The sequence below is a fragment of the Phytobacter sp. RSE-02 genome (assembly GCF_040578655.1).
In the GTDB taxonomy this organism is placed as follows: Bacteria; Pseudomonadota; Gammaproteobacteria; order Enterobacterales; family Enterobacteriaceae; genus Phytobacter; species Phytobacter diazotrophicus.
This window is the reverse complement of the sequence record NZ_JBEULY010000004.1, coordinates 456,836-473,446: the sequence shown is the minus strand read 5'-3', so window position 1 is coordinate 473,446 and position 16,611 is coordinate 456,836. Positions and strand designations below refer to the sequence as shown.

General features: G+C 53.7%; 17 protein-coding genes. 7 read left to right on the top strand and 10 right to left on the bottom strand.

All coding sequences use genetic code 11. From position 1 onward, the window contains the following. Positions 1-183 precede the first annotated feature (183 nt). The 3 genes from bioD to ABU190_RS12420 all read right to left on the bottom strand — a co-directional run bounded on the left by bioD (position 184) and on the right by ABU190_RS12420 (position 3,252). Complete coding sequence (gene bioD, locus ABU190_RS12430) at positions 184-879, bottom strand: dethiobiotin synthase (RefSeq protein ID WP_193793498.1); 696 nt, start codon at positions 877-879, stop codon at positions 184-186. Between the two features lie 125 nt (positions 880-1,004). Then, the gene (gene mlc, locus ABU190_RS12425) at positions 1,005-2,225 is read right to left on the bottom strand and encodes a sugar metabolism global transcriptional regulator Mlc (RefSeq protein ID WP_039078845.1); all 1,221 of its coding nucleotides are present in this window, start codon (positions 2,223-2,225) and stop codon (positions 1,005-1,007) included. 130 nt (positions 2,226-2,355) lie between these two features. Continuing rightward, on the bottom strand, positions 2,356-3,252 hold the full coding sequence (locus ABU190_RS12420) for a LysR family transcriptional regulator (protein WP_079498191.1): 897 nt from the start codon (positions 3,250-3,252) through the stop codon (positions 2,356-2,358). Positions 3,253-3,360: 108 nt separating this feature from the next. Here ABU190_RS12420 and ABU190_RS12415 point away from each other — a divergent pair, with 108 nt between their 5' ends. The 6 genes from ABU190_RS12415 (at position 3,361) to ABU190_RS12390 (ending at position 9,310) form a co-directional block, all read left to right on the top strand. Then, positions 3,361-4,611, top strand: coding sequence for an MFS transporter (locus ABU190_RS12415; RefSeq protein WP_354691475.1), 1,251 nt, complete (start codon positions 3,361-3,363; stop codon positions 4,609-4,611). A gap of 248 nt (positions 4,612-4,859) precedes the next feature. Further along, the gene (locus ABU190_RS12410; RefSeq protein ID WP_354691474.1) at positions 4,860-5,282 is read left to right on the top strand and encodes a GNAT family N-acetyltransferase; all 423 of its coding nucleotides are present in this window, start codon (positions 4,860-4,862) and stop codon (positions 5,280-5,282) included. A gap of 190 nt (positions 5,283-5,472) precedes the next feature. Then, positions 5,473-6,960, top strand: a complete 1,488-nt coding sequence (locus ABU190_RS12405; RefSeq protein ID WP_354691473.1) for a carboxypeptidase M32 — start codon at positions 5,473-5,475, stop codon at positions 6,958-6,960. A 68-nt stretch (positions 6,961-7,028) separates the two neighbouring features. After that, positions 7,029-7,499, top strand: coding sequence for a GNAT family N-acetyltransferase (locus ABU190_RS12400; protein ID WP_354691472.1), 471 nt, complete (start codon positions 7,029-7,031; stop codon positions 7,497-7,499). 311 nt (positions 7,500-7,810) lie between these two features. Continuing rightward, positions 7,811-8,212, top strand: coding sequence for an acid resistance repetitive basic protein Asr (gene asr / locus ABU190_RS12395; protein WP_354691471.1), 402 nt, complete (start codon positions 7,811-7,813; stop codon positions 8,210-8,212). 276 nt (positions 8,213-8,488) lie between these two features. Then, on the top strand, positions 8,489-9,310 hold the full coding sequence (locus ABU190_RS12390) for a serine protease (protein ID WP_354691470.1): 822 nt from the start codon (positions 8,489-8,491) through the stop codon (positions 9,308-9,310). Position 9,311: 1 nt separating this feature from the next. Here the strand turns inward: ABU190_RS12390 and ABU190_RS12385 are convergent, their stop codons facing one another. From ABU190_RS12385 to ABU190_RS12370, 4 genes are all read right to left on the bottom strand, one after another. Further along, a complete protein-coding gene (locus ABU190_RS12385) occupies positions 9,312-11,474 on the bottom strand; it encodes a bifunctional diguanylate cyclase/phosphodiesterase (RefSeq protein WP_354691469.1) in 2,163 nt (720 codons plus the stop codon). Positions 11,475-11,584: 110 nt separating this feature from the next. Further along, positions 11,585-11,914 carry a multidrug/spermidine efflux SMR transporter subunit MdtI gene (gene mdtI / locus ABU190_RS12380; protein ID WP_296415455.1) on the bottom strand — a complete coding sequence of 110 codons (330 nt, stop codon included), beginning with the start codon at positions 11,912-11,914 and terminating at the stop codon, positions 11,585-11,587. Next, complete coding sequence (gene mdtJ, locus ABU190_RS12375) at positions 11,901-12,263, bottom strand: multidrug/spermidine efflux SMR transporter subunit MdtJ (RefSeq protein WP_354691489.1); 363 nt, start codon at positions 12,261-12,263, stop codon at positions 11,901-11,903. Before mdtJ ends, mdtI begins: the two co-directional genes overlap by 14 nt. A gap of 401 nt (positions 12,264-12,664) precedes the next feature. Then, complete coding sequence (locus ABU190_RS12370) at positions 12,665-13,732, bottom strand: AI-2E family transporter (RefSeq protein ID WP_354691468.1); 1,068 nt, start codon at positions 13,730-13,732, stop codon at positions 12,665-12,667. 383 nt (positions 13,733-14,115) lie between these two features. On the opposite strand from ABU190_RS12370, the gene umuD reads away from it, so the two are divergent. Beyond that, complete coding sequence (umuD, locus tag ABU190_RS12365) at positions 14,116-14,508, top strand: translesion error-prone DNA polymerase V autoproteolytic subunit (protein WP_107224166.1); 393 nt, start codon at positions 14,116-14,118, stop codon at positions 14,506-14,508. A gap of 8 nt (positions 14,509-14,516) precedes the next feature. Here the strand turns inward: umuD and ABU190_RS12360 are convergent, their stop codons facing one another. From ABU190_RS12360 to ugpC, 3 genes are all read right to left on the bottom strand, one after another. After that, entirely contained in the window at positions 14,517-15,278 is a 762-nt protein-coding gene (locus tag ABU190_RS12360; RefSeq protein ID WP_193793511.1) for an SDR family oxidoreductase, read from the bottom strand. Between the two features lie 34 nt (positions 15,279-15,312). Beyond that, complete coding sequence (locus ABU190_RS12355; RefSeq protein ID WP_354691467.1) at positions 15,313-15,441, bottom strand: hypothetical protein; 129 nt, start codon at positions 15,439-15,441, stop codon at positions 15,313-15,315. Between the two features lie 106 nt (positions 15,442-15,547). Next, complete coding sequence (ugpC, locus tag ABU190_RS12350; protein WP_110296313.1) at positions 15,548-16,609, bottom strand: sn-glycerol-3-phosphate ABC transporter ATP-binding protein UgpC; 1,062 nt, start codon at positions 16,607-16,609, stop codon at positions 15,548-15,550. Positions 16,610-16,611 lie beyond the last annotated feature (2 nt).

Below are 16,611 nucleotides of genomic sequence, written 5' to 3'. Positions count from 1 at the left end.
GAAAAGCAAGGAACATAAGGTGAACGGAATGACCATCAGAGCCGCATTTTCCCCCTCACCCTAACCCTCTCCCCAAAGAGGAGAGGGGACCGATCGTGCTCGCATTTTTGTGGGGATTCCTCAGCCCCGGGGGAGTAGTCTGGATCAGGCGCTTGCGCCGCCATCCGGGTCTGGCTGCCGGATTTACGCCAATACACGCTCGGCGGCCAGCATCCCTTTCGCCATCTGCAAATTGATATACTGCGCCAGGTCGCGCTGTTCGGCACGCGGCAGATAAGGTAACTCACCCACCAGCGGCGCAGGCAACTTGCGGCTGAGAACATTAATAATTTCAGCGTAATGCGCAAGCCCTGGGTTAATGCGGTTAGCCACCCAGCCAATCAGCGGCAGACCATCGCTGGCAATCGCCTGGGCGGTCAACAGCGCATGGTTGATACACCCTTCCTGTATCCCAACGACCATCAACACGCCCATTTGCTCTTGCACAACCCATTCGGAAAGCGGACGCAGATCGTTCATCAGGCTACGCCATCCGCCCGTCCCTTCCACCACCACATGATCAACCTGATCGCACAGGCTGGCAAGGCCATTGGACAACAGGGTGTAATTAATCGCAGAACTGTGCGCCACGCTACTTTCATCTTCGCTAAACGCAATGGGATTGACAGCAGAATACGGTAAATCAATTGAAGACACGCTTTGCAGCACCAGCGCGTCTTTATTGCGCAGGCCTTCCGGCGTCTCTTTACTCCCTTTAGCGACTGGCTTGTAACCCGCGACGGTACTGCCGCAAGCGGCCAGCGCCTGTAGCAGCGCGCGGGACACCACTGTCTTGCCGACAGACGTATCAGTACCCGTTACAAAGAAACGCTTAAGCATCGCTAACTCCACCGTTATGCTACGAAAATATAAATCAGGAAAATAATTCAGTAGCGAAAGTCTACGTTAGGGATGCGGTGTTCAGCTTGAGATAGCGCAATTTTTAGTAGAACAGTGTAAAAATGTTACCCCTGCAACAAACGAATCAACAAGGATCCGTTATACATCGCGTCCTTCACCAGTGCCGCACCTGCCATAGTGCCCTGATTGGTGAATTGTGTGCTTTCGACGGCGATATGTTTGCTGTAGGCGGGCAGCGCCTGCTGGCGAATGCAGTCTGCAATCGCCGGGAAGAGGATATCCGCCGCCTTACTGAGCGGCGAACCGATGAGAATTTTTTGCGGATTGAATAAATTCACCATAATGGCGAGAATGCGACCGACATTCGCCCCCACGCCACTGATAATGTCTTTCGCCAGCAAATCGCCCTGCTGAGCCGCTTCACATAACGACTCTACCGTCAGCGGCTGTTGATGCAACATCGAGCTCATGGACTGGCTCATGCGTAGCTGCGCCAGTTCCAGCACGCTCTCCACGCTGGCAATGGTTTCCAGACACCCGTGATTACCGCAGTAGCAGCGCTTACCGTATGGGTCGACCTGCGTATGGCCGATCTCCACCAGGCTACTGCTACCTGCATGAAGCAGGCGGCCATCGGTAATGACACCGGCCCCAACGTTATGGTCGATAACCACCTGGATAACATCACGCGCCCCGCGCGACGCGCCAAACAGCGCCTCTGCCATGGTCCAGGCGCTGATATCATGCTGCACATAGACCGGCACACCGGTGTGCTGCTCCAGCATTTCCCCCAGCGGCATATCTTTGACGTCTTCATAAAACGGCATGCGGTGCACAATGCCATGTTCCGTGTCGATTATCCCCGGCAAGGTGATAGCAATGGCGGTTAAACGCTCCAGCTTCTGCTGATGGCGGATAAAAAACTGATCGATATGAACAATGATGCGCTGCAGCAGCGGCTTTTCGTCGGTCAGCGGAAGCTCCTGACGCTCTTCCACCACCAGTTTGCTGCTTAAATCGCGTAAAGAGAGGAAAATCTCCCCGCGGCTGATGCGCAGCGAGAGATAATGCCAGGCTTCGGTCTCCACCACCAGCCCAACGGCAGGCCGCCCGCGGCTGCCCGGCTCCTGAATTTCGGTCTCCTGTACCAGGTGCGCTTCAAGCATTTCCCGCACAATCTTGGTAATACTGGCTGGCGCAAGCTGCGCCAGACGTGACAGATCGATGCGCGACACCGGGCCAAGCTGATCAATAAGGCGGTAGACAGCCCCTGCATTGGTCTGCTTAATCTGATCAATATGCCCAGGCTGACTATCAGCAACCACCTCTTACTCCCTTTATTTTTGAGCTCGAAATAAACTTTGGGATATGGTGAAGCACTTCAATAGTCGCCGTCAAATATTTACGTAGGCTTGTGATTTACCGCACGTTTAGCGGGCGTATACTGGCCACTTTTTATGCATTCGCCGCAGAAATGAGTTGCTGCCTGAAACGCTGTGCCGCTGTTCCCTGTTCATGATGCTTTGCCCATACGAGCCACATTTCCGATACCGCATCCGTTTCCAGGATCGGTACCCAACGCATTTCTGTCAGTTGCACGCGCCGAAATGAGGCGGGCAGAATCGACACCCCAAGTCCTGCCGCCACCAGGCCAATAATGGTCATCGCCTCCCCCACTTCCTGGGTAATCGACGGTGTCAGGTTATAACGGCGCAACAACCCAAGAATATCGTCATACAACCCGGTTCCCACATGCGGGTCGAAAAAGACAAACGGCTCCCGCGCCAGTTCGGCCAGCGATACGCCACTTTTCGCGGCTAAAGGGTGATCGCGATGAATCATCGCCAGCAGCGGCTCGCGCAAAATCACCTGCCAGGCCAGCGTGTCAGGCAGCAAGGTATTGCGCATCAATCCAAGATCAAGCTTGCCCTCATTGAGCGGGGCTATTTGCTCACGAGTATTGATTTCCCGGGTCTGGATATGCACATCCGGGTAAGACTGGCGAAACGACGACAGGGTGTCAGACACTGCGCTAATAAACGGTGCCGATGAGGTAAAGCCAATGCGCAAATCGCCGGTTTCCCCCTGATGCAGGCGGGACGCCCGGCTAACGGCATCATCCACCTGGCTTAATATCTGCCGACTGTCTGCCAGAAATTGTCGACCTGCGGGCGTCAGCGACACGCTGCGGTTGGTACGCGCCAGCAGCTTCGCGCCGATTTGCTGCTCAAGGATTTGGATTTGTTGGCTCAGCGGCGGCTGCGAAATATTTAACCGCGCCGCCGCATGGCCAAAATGCAGCTCTTCGGCGACAGCAATAAAATAACGGAGATGGCGAAGCTCGATATTCATATTTTAAACATATCATTTGAGATTATTAATATATTAGACAGAACAATGACCGTTTCATACCCTTAAATACATCCCCGCCTGACCGGGATGTAAACTTAAGGATTTCAAGTGAGCCGTACAACTACCGTTGACACTCTTCCGGCAAGTGGTGTTGATGAAAATAATCGTTCTTTGCCGACACAATTTATTAAACGTGGTACCCCCCAATTTATGCGCGTCACCCTGGCGCTCTTCTCCGCCGGACTGGCCACCTTCGCCCTGCTTTATTGCGTGCAGCCTATTTTACCGGTGCTGTCGCAGGAGTTCGGCGTCTCCCCGGCAAACAGCAGTATTTCACTCTCTATCTCTACCGCTATGCTGGCTATCGGTCTGTTATTTACCGGACCGTTATCAGACGCGGTTGGCCGTAAGAAAGTGATGGTGACGGCATTGTTGCTGGCCTCATGCTGTACGCTGCTTTCAACGCTGATGACCAGTTGGCACGGCATTCTGATCATGCGTGCCCTGATTGGGCTGTCACTGAGCGGAGTTGCCGCGGTGGGCATGACCTACCTTAGTGAAGAGATCCACCCCAGCTTTGTCGCCTTTTCCATGGGGCTGTACATTAGCGGTAACTCGATTGGCGGCATGAGCGGACGCCTTATTAGCGGCGTGTTCACTGATTTTTTTAACTGGCGTATCGCGCTGGCGGCGATTGGCTGTTTTGCGCTGGCTTCCGCGTTAATGTTCTGGCGTATTTTGCCGGAATCTCGTCATTTCCGTCCGAGTTCGCTGCGCCCGCGCACCCTGTTCATTAATTTTCGCCTGCACTGGCGCGATAAAGGATTGCCCTTATTATTCCTTGAGGGTTTCCTGTTAATGGGCTCGTTCGTTACCCTGTTTAATTACATTGGTTATCGGTTAATGCAGTCGCCATGGTTTTTAAGCCAGGCGGTGGTGGGGTTACTTTCCGTCGCCTATTTAACCGGTACCTGGAGTTCACCGCGCGCCGGAGCAATGACCGCCAAATATGGCCGAGGGCCGGTGATGATCGCCTCGATCGCAATTATGCTTTCCGGTCTTTTATTAACGTTACTCCCTTCACTGTGGGCGATTTTTATCGGTATGCTGCTTTTTACTGCCGGTTTCTTTGCTTCCCACTCCGTCGCCAGTAGCTGGATTGGCCCACGCGCGCGCCGCGCCAAAGGGCAGGCTTCATCACTATATTTATTCAGCTATTATCTGGGCTCAAGTATTGCGGGTACGCTCGGTGGTGTGTTCTGGCATAACTATGGCTGGAACGGTGTGGGCGGTTTTATTGCGCTGATGCTGTTACTGGCGTTATTTGTCGGCAGCAGACTGCATCGCCGCTTACGCTAAAGCGGTACGATTTAACACAGGGCCCCGGTCTATTTTCGGGGCTTTTGCTCTGTGCCCTGGCAGATTAGAACATCCCCAGTATCGACGATGCTCCTAATAATTCACGCACTATAAAAAGGGCTTTTTCAGGTTATTATTTCATCAACCTATTCACTAACAAAATGATAACATTTAATTCACATTTATCTCTCTATTCATTATGATCTTGCTCACTGTCGGCATTAATAAGAAACGGAGAGAAAACACCAATGGCAATCGAAATCATCAATGAAATAACCCTCGCGGATAAAGAAGAGCTTCTAACGGGTCTTCGGCGTTATAACGTGCAATTTATCGAGAATAACATTCTGGGCAACCTGGGTGTCTATTGCAGAGATGAGACAGGTGTAATGACAGGCGGCCTTATTGCTGCCAAAAAAGGTCTTTGGCTCTGCATCGATTTTTTATGGGTAAACGAAAATGAGCGCGGCAGCGGCCTGGGTAAAAAGTTAATGAGGCTGGCGGAGCAAGAAGCCGTAAAAATGGGATGCCAACACGCCCTTGTGGATACATTTAGCTTCCAGGCTGCGCCGTTTTATCAAAAGCAAGGGTATGTCCTGCAAATGTCCCTCCCCGATTTTCCGAAAGCAGGCATGCAGAGACATTATCTGACCAAAAATATCCTGGCCTGAGAACGGTAAGCCATCACGAGCGAAGTCACACGGAAAAACATCGCCTGCGACCAACTCTGGCGTTACACCCGGACACGCGGGACAGAAAAAAAAGCGTAATAACCTTGTTTGCACCACGATAAGGACTTGAAGAGACTCTGATTCTCTGTACTCTCCTTAATATCGTTCCGCACCCGCTTGCAGAGGCAATATGGATAACAATCAAAACTATCAATCCCTTACTCGCACCTTCACGCGCCTGAGCCGTTTTCAGCACCTCTCCGCCATCGCCGGATGGGACATGTTCGCCATGATGCCGCCAGGGGGCAGCACCGCCCGTGGTGAGGCGCTGGCTGAACTGGGCGTGCTACAGCACCAAATCCTGACCGACAAAAAGGTTGGTGAGTGGCTGCGCAACGCCCTGCAAGAAGATCTTAACGATGTGGAGCAGGCAAACCTGCGCGAGATGACACGCCAGTACCAGCAGGCCGCGCTGCTGCCGGAATCACTGGTGGAGGCCAAAGCACTGGCGGGCAGCAAGTGCGAACATGCCTGGCGCACTCAGCGTCCGGCAAATGACTGGGCCGGGTTCAGCGCGAATCTGAAAGAAGTGGTAAAACTCAGCCGCGATGAAGCGAAGATCCGCGCCCTGGCGAAAGGCTGCTCGCCGTATGACGCGCTTCTGGATATTTTCGAACCGGACATGACCAGCGCCCGTCTGGACGTCCTGTTCGCCGATCTGAAATCCTGGCTCCCGGACCTGCTGCAGCGTGTGGTTGACAAGCAAGCGCGTGAAACGCTGATTGCCCCCGTCGGCCCGTTCCCCGTCGCCACCCAGCGCGAACTGGGGCTGGAAGCCATGACGCTACTCGGTTTCGATTTTAATGCCGGGCGTCTCGACGTCAGCGCGCATCCGTTCTGCGGCGGCGTGCCGGAAGATGTCCGCATCACCACCCGTTATGATGAAAATGAACTGCTGAGTGCGCTGTTTGGCGTGGTGCATGAAACCGGGCACGCCCGCTATGAGCAAAACCTGCCGCGTCAGTGGCTGGGGCAACCGGTCGCGCTGACACGTTCTACCGCCATCCATGAATCGCAAAGTCTGTTTTTTGAAATGCAACTTGGTCGCAGTGAAGCCTTCCTGAAACGTCTGCTGCCCACAATTACTCAACGTTTCGGTGCACAACCCGCGTTTGAAGAAGGTAACTTCATCGCCTGGAACCAGCGCGTTAAACCCGGTTTTATCCGCGTCGATGCCGATGAAGTCAGCTATCCGGCCCATGTGATCCTGCGTTATGAAATTGAGAGAGCGTTGATTAACGGCGAGATAGAGGTGGACGATATCCCTGCCCTGTGGAATGAAAAAATGCAGGCATGGCTGGGCTTGTCCACCGAAGGCAACTACCGTAACGGCTGTATGCAGGATATCCACTGGACGGACGGCGGGTTTGGCTACTTCCCGTCGTACACGCTTGGCGCGATGTATGCCGCTCAGCTTTTCCAGGCTGCGCGAAATGCCCTGCCAGGGCTCGACGAGGCCATTGCACAAGGTGATTTTTCCGCACTGTTTGACTGGCTGCGGCAGAATATCTGGCAGCACGGCAGCCGTTTTTCCACCTCACAGTTGATTGAACAGGCCACCGGCGAGGCGCTGAACAGCCGCTATTTCCGCCAGCATTTAACGGCGCGTTATTTGTAATTATCCCTGGCACAGTTCACGCACCGCGCGCTGAACTGTGCCAGCCCAATACTTTGAAAGGCAAAAATATGGTTGTGCTTCACCCCATGTCTGAAACGGAATTTGCAGGCTTTCTGGCCTATTTTATTCCCGACTATGCTGCGGAGATTGCCGCTAATTATCACCTCTCCCAGGATGCGGCGTTGGCGCAGGCAAAACGGGAAATTGCCACCAGCCTGCCCGACGGTGTGAAAACGCAAGGTCAAAGCCTGAAAAGCATCGTGCACACAGAAAACGGCAGCGAAGTGCAGATTGGCTATTTATGGTATCGGGCGAATGGAGAGGATCAATCGACATTTATTTATGACTTTTACCTCCTGCCCGCGTTTCGCGGTAAGGGGCTCGGTAGCCGTGCGATGCAAAGTCTGGAGGCTCTGCTGGCAGCCGAAGGTATCCGGCAAATCAAATTACGCGTCGCTGCCGAAAATGCGCATGCCAAAAAAGTCTATGAAGCGAATGGCTATCAGGTCACCGGCTATAACATGAATAAATTGCTTTAAATCCTGCCGGGGGTGACTCGTCGGGTCTCCGTACTGGCTTTCAGCCCCCTTTCTGGCTTTATTCGTACAATAACGATGACGTCCACCTTGCGGGTGTACCTTGATTAACTGATAAAAATAAAACTAACTATCTGAAAATAAACACTTTCATCATCTAACAAAGACTACGTTCTGCGCCCCCCGCCTCGTTTGTACATCCCGTTACACGCCGAAACCAATCACTCACGGAAAGATAACATCTCTGTCGGTATAGTCTCTTCAACGGCCCCGCAGTGGGGTTGAACGATGAAACCAAATTCGAGGATATCAGAATGAAAAAAGTATTAGCTCTGGTTGTTGCCGCTGCTATGGGTCTGTCTTCTGTTGCGTTCGCTGCTGATACCGCAGCCACAACTGCAGCTCCGGCTACTACCACCACTACTGCTGCTCCGACCGCTGCTCCTGCTGCTGCGCCGGCTAAAACCACGCATGCGAAAAAAGTTCACAAGAAAAAAACCGTTGCACAGAAAGCTCAGGCAGCTAAGAAAAAACATCACAAAAAAGCAGCAGCTAAACCGGCTGTAGAGCAGAAAGCTCAGGCTGCTAAGAAAAAACATCACAAAAAAGCAGCGGCTAAACCGGCTGTAGAGCAGAAAGCTCAGGCTGCTAAAAAACACCATAAAAAACACGTAAAACACACTGCAACTAAACCAGCTGCTCAACCGGCTGCGTAAGTTACCGTGTAATACCCCGCCTGCTGTACAGGCTGAGTAAATCGTCGGCGCTGAACCCTGAGGTGAAGCGCCGTTTTTCTCTGGAGGGCCTATGCTGCGACGTTATCGTTTCGAGTTCATCCTGTTAATGCTGATAGTCTGCGCGCTCATTGCCCTTCGGCTTTTTCTTTCCTGATGTAGCACGCTGATTTTACTCCCACTTTTTTCTCGCCCCGTCTATAGTTTATAAACCTGGGTTCACATTTAATAATCATAATTACCCCACCAGAGTGTGATATGCGAAAAACCGTTGTGCTATTGCTGGGATCGTTTTTTCTCTTTTCTGCTTACGGACATGCCGACGATGGTGATGATGACACCATTGATGCGGCTCAGATCAAGACGCTGTTCTTTGGTCATGATGATCGCGTTCGCGTTACTACACCGACCCGCTCTCCCTGGGATGCGATTGGGCAACTGGAAACGGCCAGTGGCAATTTATGTACCGCGACGCTTATTTCTCCTCACCTGGCCTTAACCGCCGGGCATTGTCTGTTGACGCCGCCGAACGGCAAACCGGATAAAGCGGTAGCGCTGCGTTTTGTTTCGCAGAAAGGAACCTGGCGCTATGAAATCCACGGCATCGAAGGGCGCGTCGACCCGTCTCTGGGTAAACGGCTGAAACCCGATGGCGACGGCTGGATCGTGCCGTCATCCGCCGCCCCCTGGGATTTTGGGCTGGTTGTGCTGCGCAACCCGCCGTCCGGCATTACGCCGTTACCGCTGTTTGTGGGTGATAAAGCAGCGCTGACGGATGCGTTAAAAGTGGCAGAGCGCAAAGTGACGCAGTCGGGTTATCCGGCCGATCATCTGGAGACGCTGTACAGCCACGAAAATTGCATTGTGACCGGCTGGGCGCAAAACAGCGTGCTGTCGCATCAATGCGATACGTTGCCCGGCGACAGCGGCTCGCCGTTGATGCTGAAAACCGCCGAAGGCTGGCAGCTTATTGCGGTCCAGAGTTCAGCCCCGGCCGCCAAAGATCGCTGGCGCGCCGACAACCGGGCCATTTCGGTGACCGGTTTTCGTGACAAACTCGAAGCGCTGGCAAAAGAGTAAATCAGCCCTGCCGCAGATGACGCGAATGTAAGATGTCGTCCAGCGGCATGGGTTCGCTAAACCAGTAGCCTTGTAACTGGTCGCAACCGGCCAATCGTAGCATCTTCATCTGTTTTTCATTTTCCACGCCTTCGGCCACCACCATCATTCCCAGCGCACTGGCGATACGAATTGTGCCACTCACCAGCGCCGAGGCTTGTTCATCATCATCCACCAGCCCGGCCAGGGATTTATCAATTTTGATCGTTTCAAAATTAAAGCGACGCAGGTAGCCGATACTGGAGTATCCGGTACCAAAATCGTCCAGCGCAACCGACATGCCCAGCGCTTTCAGGGTGGTAATGGCGATATGCGCACGCTCCGGATTTTCCACAACATAGGTTTCGGTCACTTCCAGTTGCAGGCGTGCTGGCGGGAAGCGCGTACTTATCAACACCTTCGCCACCTTGTCCTCAAAATCAGGGTCGCGAAATTGCGCCGGAGAGATATTTACCGACAATTTTAAATCGCTGTGCGCCTGCAGATCGTTACAGGCGCGACGCAGAACAAACTGCCCCAGTTCGTAAATCAGCCCACTGGTTTCCGCAATCACAATAAAATCATCGGGTTTAAGTTCGCCAGCCGGACGGCGAGGCCAGAGGACAAGTGCTTCGACGCCAATCATCGCCAGGCTACGCGCATCCACAATGGGCTGATACCAGACATCGAATTCATCGCGCTCCAGACCATTGCGGATATCATTTTCAATCAGCAACTGCCGCTCGCGGGCACTGTTCAGCGCCGCATCGTAATGCGTGATGCGCCCTTTACCGATGCTTTTTGAGTGGTACATGGCAATATCGGCACGGCGAAAAAGCTCAGTACTGGTGCACTCCACCAGCGTGCCGCTGGCGATGCCAATACTGGCTCCAATATGGATCGTCCGCTCTCCCACCTGGATGGGGTTATTCAGATACGCCAGGACATACTCGGCAAATCTTGCACTCTGCTCCTCTGCCCAGGGGCCGCCAATGGTCATGGCAAACTCATCGCCCCCCATCCGCGCCAGCATCCCCTGCGTCGGCACTTTCTCCCGTAACGTCTGGGCGATGGTTCTGATCAGGCGGTCCCCCACGTCATGCCCGTAAATGTCGTTCACATCCTTGAACCCATCAAGATCGACAAAGGCGACGCTCATCATACTGGTGTCGCCCCGCGCGGCGAGTTTATCGAGATGTTCAATCAGGGCGCGGCGATTAGGCAGGTGGCTCAGCCAGTCGGTTAGGGCAATCTGGCGAGCAATATTTTCCCCTTTCGCCAGCTTATACAACCCGGCGCTGCTCAGGATAATAAACAGGAGGATCAATTCCGATGCCAGCAGGGCGATTTGACGAATATTGGCAGAGGCCGCCTCGGCCGCCTCCGCGCCCGGCAAGCGCCGTGACCAGTCTAACCAGCCCAGCACTTCCCCCGCCGAACTGTCCAGCGGCACGGCGAATTCATCCGGCTTCTGCTCCGTGAACGCTAAATCGGCTATCTGGAAGGTATCGCCCAGCTCTTTAAGGATTTGTGTATTCAGGTGGCGGGTGATCACCAGATAACGCCGGGTATTATCATTAACCGCTAAATTACCCACCATCGGGCGGATAAGGCCAATCCCTATAAATGCGGTGCCGCTGCGGGTACGGGTAATTCCGGCATAAATTTCATTACTGGAAATCAGCGAAGCCGAATTATTACGGATGAGCGCCTGTAAACCCTTGCCAAAAAAATCGAGTGAGTGTTCCGTAAATGTGGCGCTGTGAAACGCTCCCCATAAAACGTTGAAGTTTTCATCAAGAATAAAGGTGCCGTCATAGAGATTATTGACTTTAAATCCCTCGCCCCAGGTTTTGTAGAGCCATTGGGTATCAAGCTGTGGGCGATACGCTTCCCGCACCGCGTCATCCCAGACGGCGTTATCAATGACCAGCGAGCGCACGCGATTTACCGAGGTCTGAATCGCCCCCTGCACAGACAGCGCGGTACGATGTTCATCAATTTCGTTGGCTTTACTACTGATCAGATGCAACGAAAGATAAAGCAGGGCAACGATGGAAAAAATAAGCCCAATCCCTGCCAGGAAAATCATGACGAACAGGGTTTTGGCATTCGGGATATTCCGCCAGCTAAATGGGTTCAACATGCACTGCCCCCTCTATCCTTAACAGGAAAAACAGCCGGTTGAGGACTTCCGTTAACTAAGCGTATTACAGACGGTGGATTTCGCTGCCCCAAATTCGGGCAGCGATCACATCAGGCGAGTTTTATTAGTATCATACCAACAATCAATAAGATAACCCCTATCCAGCCTTTATTATTCAGGCGCTGGCCGAAGAGGATCCAGCCCGCCGCCAGGGTCGCGGCAATGCCGAACCCACCCCAGAGCGCGTAAGCTACTGACAAATCTATACCTTTTACCGCCTGAGACAGCGCGGCAAAGGCACCAAGCACCGCCACCAGCGAGCCAATTCCGTATAATTTATGGCGAAAACCCGCTGAAAATTTAAGGAAAATATTGCCGACGATCTCCAGAACGATAGCCACCGCCAGCCAGGCGCCGTGAACCCACTCAAACTGTTGCATTGCGGCGCTCCTGCGGCGTCTTAGCCGCTTTCTGGGTGCCCGATTTGATAAGTACGATCCCGACAACCAGCGTCATTAGTCCGGCAATTTTCATCGGCGAGAGCGCTTCATCAAACAACACAACGCTAAACAGGGTGATTAATAAAATACCGATCCCTTCCCACAGGGCATAGGCCACCCCGAGGGCAATCTTTTTAACCGCGAAGGATAATAAAATATATGACAGTGCAATCATCACCAGCATCAGAATAAAACCGGTGTGTCCGTTGGTCACACTTGCCCACTTCATTGATAATGTGCCGGTTATTTCAGCCACAATGGCCAGCGCTAATAATATCCAGTAAATCATCATGTTTCTCCTGCTTGAGAATATAATCCTGCAGGGTTCTTCCCTAACGGAAAACCCGGTGCGTAAAAAATGAAAGTCGCGTGATTTACGCGAGCCTAAGCAGAGAGAAAAGGACTATAGCGCCGAGCGCCAGTGTTGTTCGCCGGAAAGCAGAAAGACAGAAGAAGTAAGACGGGGAAAGCCAGAAATGAACGTCCTGAACAGATTATCCATAAAATTACAATATCCGCACATTGCTTCTCATCGTGGCGGAACGATTGTCCTCAGTAGTAAAACACGCCCTATTTCTACCACAGGGCCTGTTTTTCCTCAAATTCTTTTCACTTCTTTACCTGTGCTCACCGGCTTGTGGAAATGGCATCACAGCCGCCGGCGAAAAATATCAGCGGCGGCAATACAGATTATTGTTCCGATTTCATCGCCAGCGCACGGTCTTCGGCAAGTAAATTCCATGATGCAATAAACAGCCCGGCAATCATTGGCCCCAGCACAAAACCGTTAATGCCAAAGAATTGCAACCCGCCAAGCGTAGTCAGCAAAATTAAATAATCGGGCATCCGGGTATCTTTGCCGACTAATAATGGCCGCAGGATATTATCAGCCAGCCCGACCACCACGACAAAATAGAGCGTCATCATTGTACCGGTGATAATTTCCCCGGTGGAGAAGAGAAAAATAGCCGCCGGAACCCAGATAAGCGCCGTGCCGACCGCCGGGATCAGCGACATGAACGCCATCAGCGAACCCCACAGCAGGCTGCCGTTAATGCCGGAAAACCAGAAGCCGAAGCCTCCCAGCGCCCCCTGCACAATTGCTACCACCAGTGTCCCTTTCACCGTGGCGCGGGAGACGCTGGCAAATTTATGGAACAGGCGGCGTTTGATTTTGTCCGTCAGCGGAATAGCCGTAAATATTCTGCGAACCAGCCGGGAGCCGTCTTTCAGTAAAAAGAACAGCAGATAGACCATCAGACAGAAACTAACGGTAATACTCAGGGTATTTTTACCAATAATCACTGCGCTGCCCGCCAGATATCGCCCGGAGCTCAGCGCCACGCCGGATAATTTTTCGCGAATGGCGCCGACAGAGTCAAAGTCATTGTCACGTAAATACCCCTGCGCCCAGCCGGGCAGATAACTAATGCTGTCAGTAAAGAGCTGTGGCAAATCCGTAGCGTTATTTTGCAACCGTTGATAAAGCGCATTAATTTCCGCAACCAGTGACGTAACAATAATCATTAATGGAATAAAAACCAACACGCAGATAAGCAGTACGGTCAGCAACGAAGCAATACCGTCACGCCCCCGTAACCAGCCGGATAATTTCACCCGTAGCGGATAAAAAATAAGCGCCAGAATAACGGCCCAGATAATGGCTGCATAGTACGGCTGGATCAGGCTAAAAAACGCCACACTGACCAGCAACAACAGAACGATAAAAAAGAAATTATGGGTTTTCAATGCCGTCATTTTCGCCATCCAATGGTTAAACTGCTGCTAAGTGTAGTGGCTGGCCCATTGAATGTAAAAAACGTCCGCCGCCGCGAAATAATAAAATAGCGTTTTTTCCCTTATTATTCTCATGGTTGCCTGCGGCAAGGCGATGGCCTGAAATACCCTAATCGTGCATTTTTTCATCATCCAACAAAAATCCTTGTGTCATCAATCCCTTCACAAAAATCGCAGCGGGGCGGCTTGATCGATGCCCCTTTCTGGCGATACTGTATATAAACACAGCAATACATAAAAACAGTAACCATGGATGTTTCAGCGGCGAAAGCCTCACCTTTATCAGGACGTCTACAGGTTTGTCAGGCAGCCTTATGCCTGCCATTACGTGGGAGCGACATGCAATGACAACCAGCGCTTTTCCCAGCCCGGCGGCCGATTACATCGAAGGTGCGATCGACCTGGTAGCACACTTGATCAGCCACCCGTCAGCAACCTATGTGCTGCGCACCGCCAGCGATGCCATGTGCGGCGCGGCGATCCTGCCCGGATCCTTACTGTTGGTGGATAGCAGCCTGCAGCCGGCGGATGGCGATATCGTCGTCGCCCGCCTGCTGAGCGGTTTTACCGTCCGGCGTTTACGCCTCTCACCGCCGCGCCTGGTGGCAGAGAACGAAAACTATCGCACGGTGTACATTGATGAGGAGGAAGGCGCGCATATTGTGGGCGTCGTCACCACTATCATCACGACGCCCCGGCGCACCCTGCACGTGCGCGCGGCCAGCGTGCGGGGGTGAAGATGCTGTCACACCAGGCGGATACCGGCGTCGATAAAAAAGAGCCCCCCGGTACAGCCACGGGCGTCATCGGAGGCGACAAACAGCGCCATGGCGGCAACGTCCCGGCCTTCAAGGGTGATATCCAGCGACTGCATAGCCTGGATCTCCTTTTCGGATTCCGGCGTGCGCCACAGCGCCTGCTGACGTGGGGTGGAAATCGCCCCCGGCACGATGCAGTTAACGCGAATGCCCGATGGCCCCAGTTCGCGCGCCAGCGTCTGGCTTAGCCCGACAATCGCCGCCTTTGACGTGGTGTAACCGGACATGCCCGGTCTGCCCTTCATAAAGCTGGTGGAGCTGGTCAGAATGATGTTGCCGCCCTCGCCTTTTTGCATCAGCGCGGCAACGGCCTGACTGGCAAAGAATTGGTGATCAAGGTTCACCGCCAGGCTCTCGCGCCAGGCCTCCGGTTCCACCGTGAAGGTATCGGTCCGGTCGTCACGGGCGGCGTTATTGATCAGCACATCAATGCGGCCTTCCCGGGCGGCAATGTTGTTGATTGCCTCGCGCAACGCGGCAATATTTCGCACATCGACCGGATGAAAACAGGCGCCTCGAGCTTGCGCCAGCGCACTCCCCGCCGTCATATCGATATCCAGAAAATGTACCCGGCTCTCCTGCTGGCGAAACGCCGCCACCAGATCCGCGCCAATCCCGCTGGCCCCGCCGGTGATCACCACCACTTTGTTTTGCAAACTCCCGTAACGGGTATAACGATGTTCGGTCATCTTTCTGTCCCATCTGGCGCCAGTAACGCCTGCATTATAGAACCGTCGAGGGTAGCGCGTTTGACGCCAGGCCGATAAGCAATGGTTGCGCCCGCCTGTCGCGCTCCTCCCCCTGGGTTAAGGTGACATGCCCATGGGCGCTGGCATTAGGTGACAACGTCACGCGACAATCCTGCAGGCGCGGTTTCGGCAACGACTTTTGACAGGCGGCATCATTAATCCATCAACGCCAAAGACAATCGCTTTCCTGTTCATTACCTCCCTCAGCGTTAATTGAGTCGCACGCCGCTTGCGGCATCAAACAGATGGGCATGACGGGCATCCGGCAGGATTTTCAGCGTTTCACCCGGCAGTGCCGCCACGCGCTGATGAAACAGCGTGGTCACTTTTTGCTGGCCGATATTGAGCAGGATCTGCGTTTCCGAACCGGTGGGTTCCACTACGTTGACATGGGCATCGATCGACGCCCCCGGCGTCAGCACAAAGTGCTGCGGTCGTACCCCATAGAGCACTCGCTGCCCGATATCCAGCCCCGGCGTCTGGGCTACCGGCAGGGCAATGCCGTCATCGGTCATCACGATGCCAGGCCGCTCTACGTGTCCGGTGAACAGGTTCATTGACGGCGAACCGATAAAGCTCGCTACAAAGGCGTTGGCCGGGCGGTCGTACAACTCCAGCGGTGTGCCCACCTGCTCAATATGCCCGTCGCGCAGCACCACGATACGGTCGGCCATGGTCATGGCCTCAATCTGATCGTGGGTGACGTAAATCATGGTGGTGTTAAGCCGCTGATGCAGCGCCTTGATTTCAGTGCGCAGCTCCACGCGCAGTTTGGCGTCGAGGTTAGAGAGCGGCTCATCAAACAGGAACAGACGCGGATGGCGCAGGATCGCGCGGCCCATTGCCACGCGCTGGCGCTGCCCGCCGGAAAGCTGCGACGGTTTGCGCGCCAGCAGCGGCGTCAGCCCTAACGTGTCGGCGGCCTGTCGCACCTGGCTGTCAATTTTCGCCTTCGCCACGCCCTGCATTTTGAGCGAGAAACCGAGGTTATCCGCCACCGTCATGTGCGGATAGAGCGCGTAGTTCTGAAAGACCATCGCCATGTTACGCTCCTGTGGCGAGAGATCGTTAATCACCTCGCCGTCCAGAATCAGCTCGCCGCCGTCGATACCCTCCAGCCCGGCAATCATACGCAGCAGCGTTGACTTTCCACAGCCGGACGGCCCCACCAGGGCAATAAATTCGCCGTGGTGAATGGTCAAATCCAGACCAGGGATAATGGTCTGCCCGTTAAAACGTTTTGCGATGTTGTTGAGTGTCAGGGTTGCCATTA

Coding starts and splice junctions, on each gene's coding strand:
- bioD (WP_193793498.1), bottom strand. CDS start 879: ATGCTTAAGCGTTTCTTTGTAACGGGTACTGATACGTCTGTCGGCAAG.
- ABU190_RS12420 (WP_079498191.1), bottom strand. CDS start 3,252: ATGAATATCGAGCTTCGCCATCTCCGTTATTTTATTGCTGTCGCCGAA.
- ABU190_RS12410 (WP_354691474.1), top strand. CDS start 4,860: ATGGCAATCGAAATCATCAATGAAATAACCCTCGCGGATAAAGAAGAG.
- ABU190_RS12405 (WP_354691473.1), top strand. CDS start 5,473: ATGGATAACAATCAAAACTATCAATCCCTTACTCGCACCTTCACGCGC.
- ABU190_RS12400 (WP_354691472.1), top strand. CDS start 7,029: ATGGTTGTGCTTCACCCCATGTCTGAAACGGAATTTGCAGGCTTTCTG.
- asr (WP_354691471.1), top strand. CDS start 7,811: ATGAAAAAAGTATTAGCTCTGGTTGTTGCCGCTGCTATGGGTCTGTCT.
- ABU190_RS12390 (WP_354691470.1), top strand. CDS start 8,489: ATGCGAAAAACCGTTGTGCTATTGCTGGGATCGTTTTTTCTCTTTTCT.
- ABU190_RS12385 (WP_354691469.1), bottom strand. CDS start 11,474: ATGTTGAACCCATTTAGCTGGCGGAATATCCCGAATGCCAAAACCCTG.
- mdtI (WP_296415455.1), bottom strand. CDS start 11,914: ATGCAACAGTTTGAGTGGGTTCACGGCGCCTGGCTGGCGGTGGCTATC.
- mdtJ (WP_354691489.1), bottom strand. CDS start 12,263: ATGATTTACTGGATATTATTAGCGCTGGCCATTGTGGCTGAAATAACC.
- ABU190_RS12370 (WP_354691468.1), bottom strand. CDS start 13,732: ATGACGGCATTGAAAACCCATAATTTCTTTTTTATCGTTCTGTTGTTG.
- umuD (WP_107224166.1), top strand. CDS start 14,116: ATGACAACCAGCGCTTTTCCCAGCCCGGCGGCCGATTACATCGAAGGT.
- ABU190_RS12360 (WP_193793511.1), bottom strand. CDS start 15,278: ATGACCGAACATCGTTATACCCGTTACGGGAGTTTGCAAAACAAAGTG.
- ugpC (WP_110296313.1), bottom strand. CDS start 16,609: ATGGCAACCCTGACACTCAACAACATCGCAAAACGTTTTAACGGGCAG.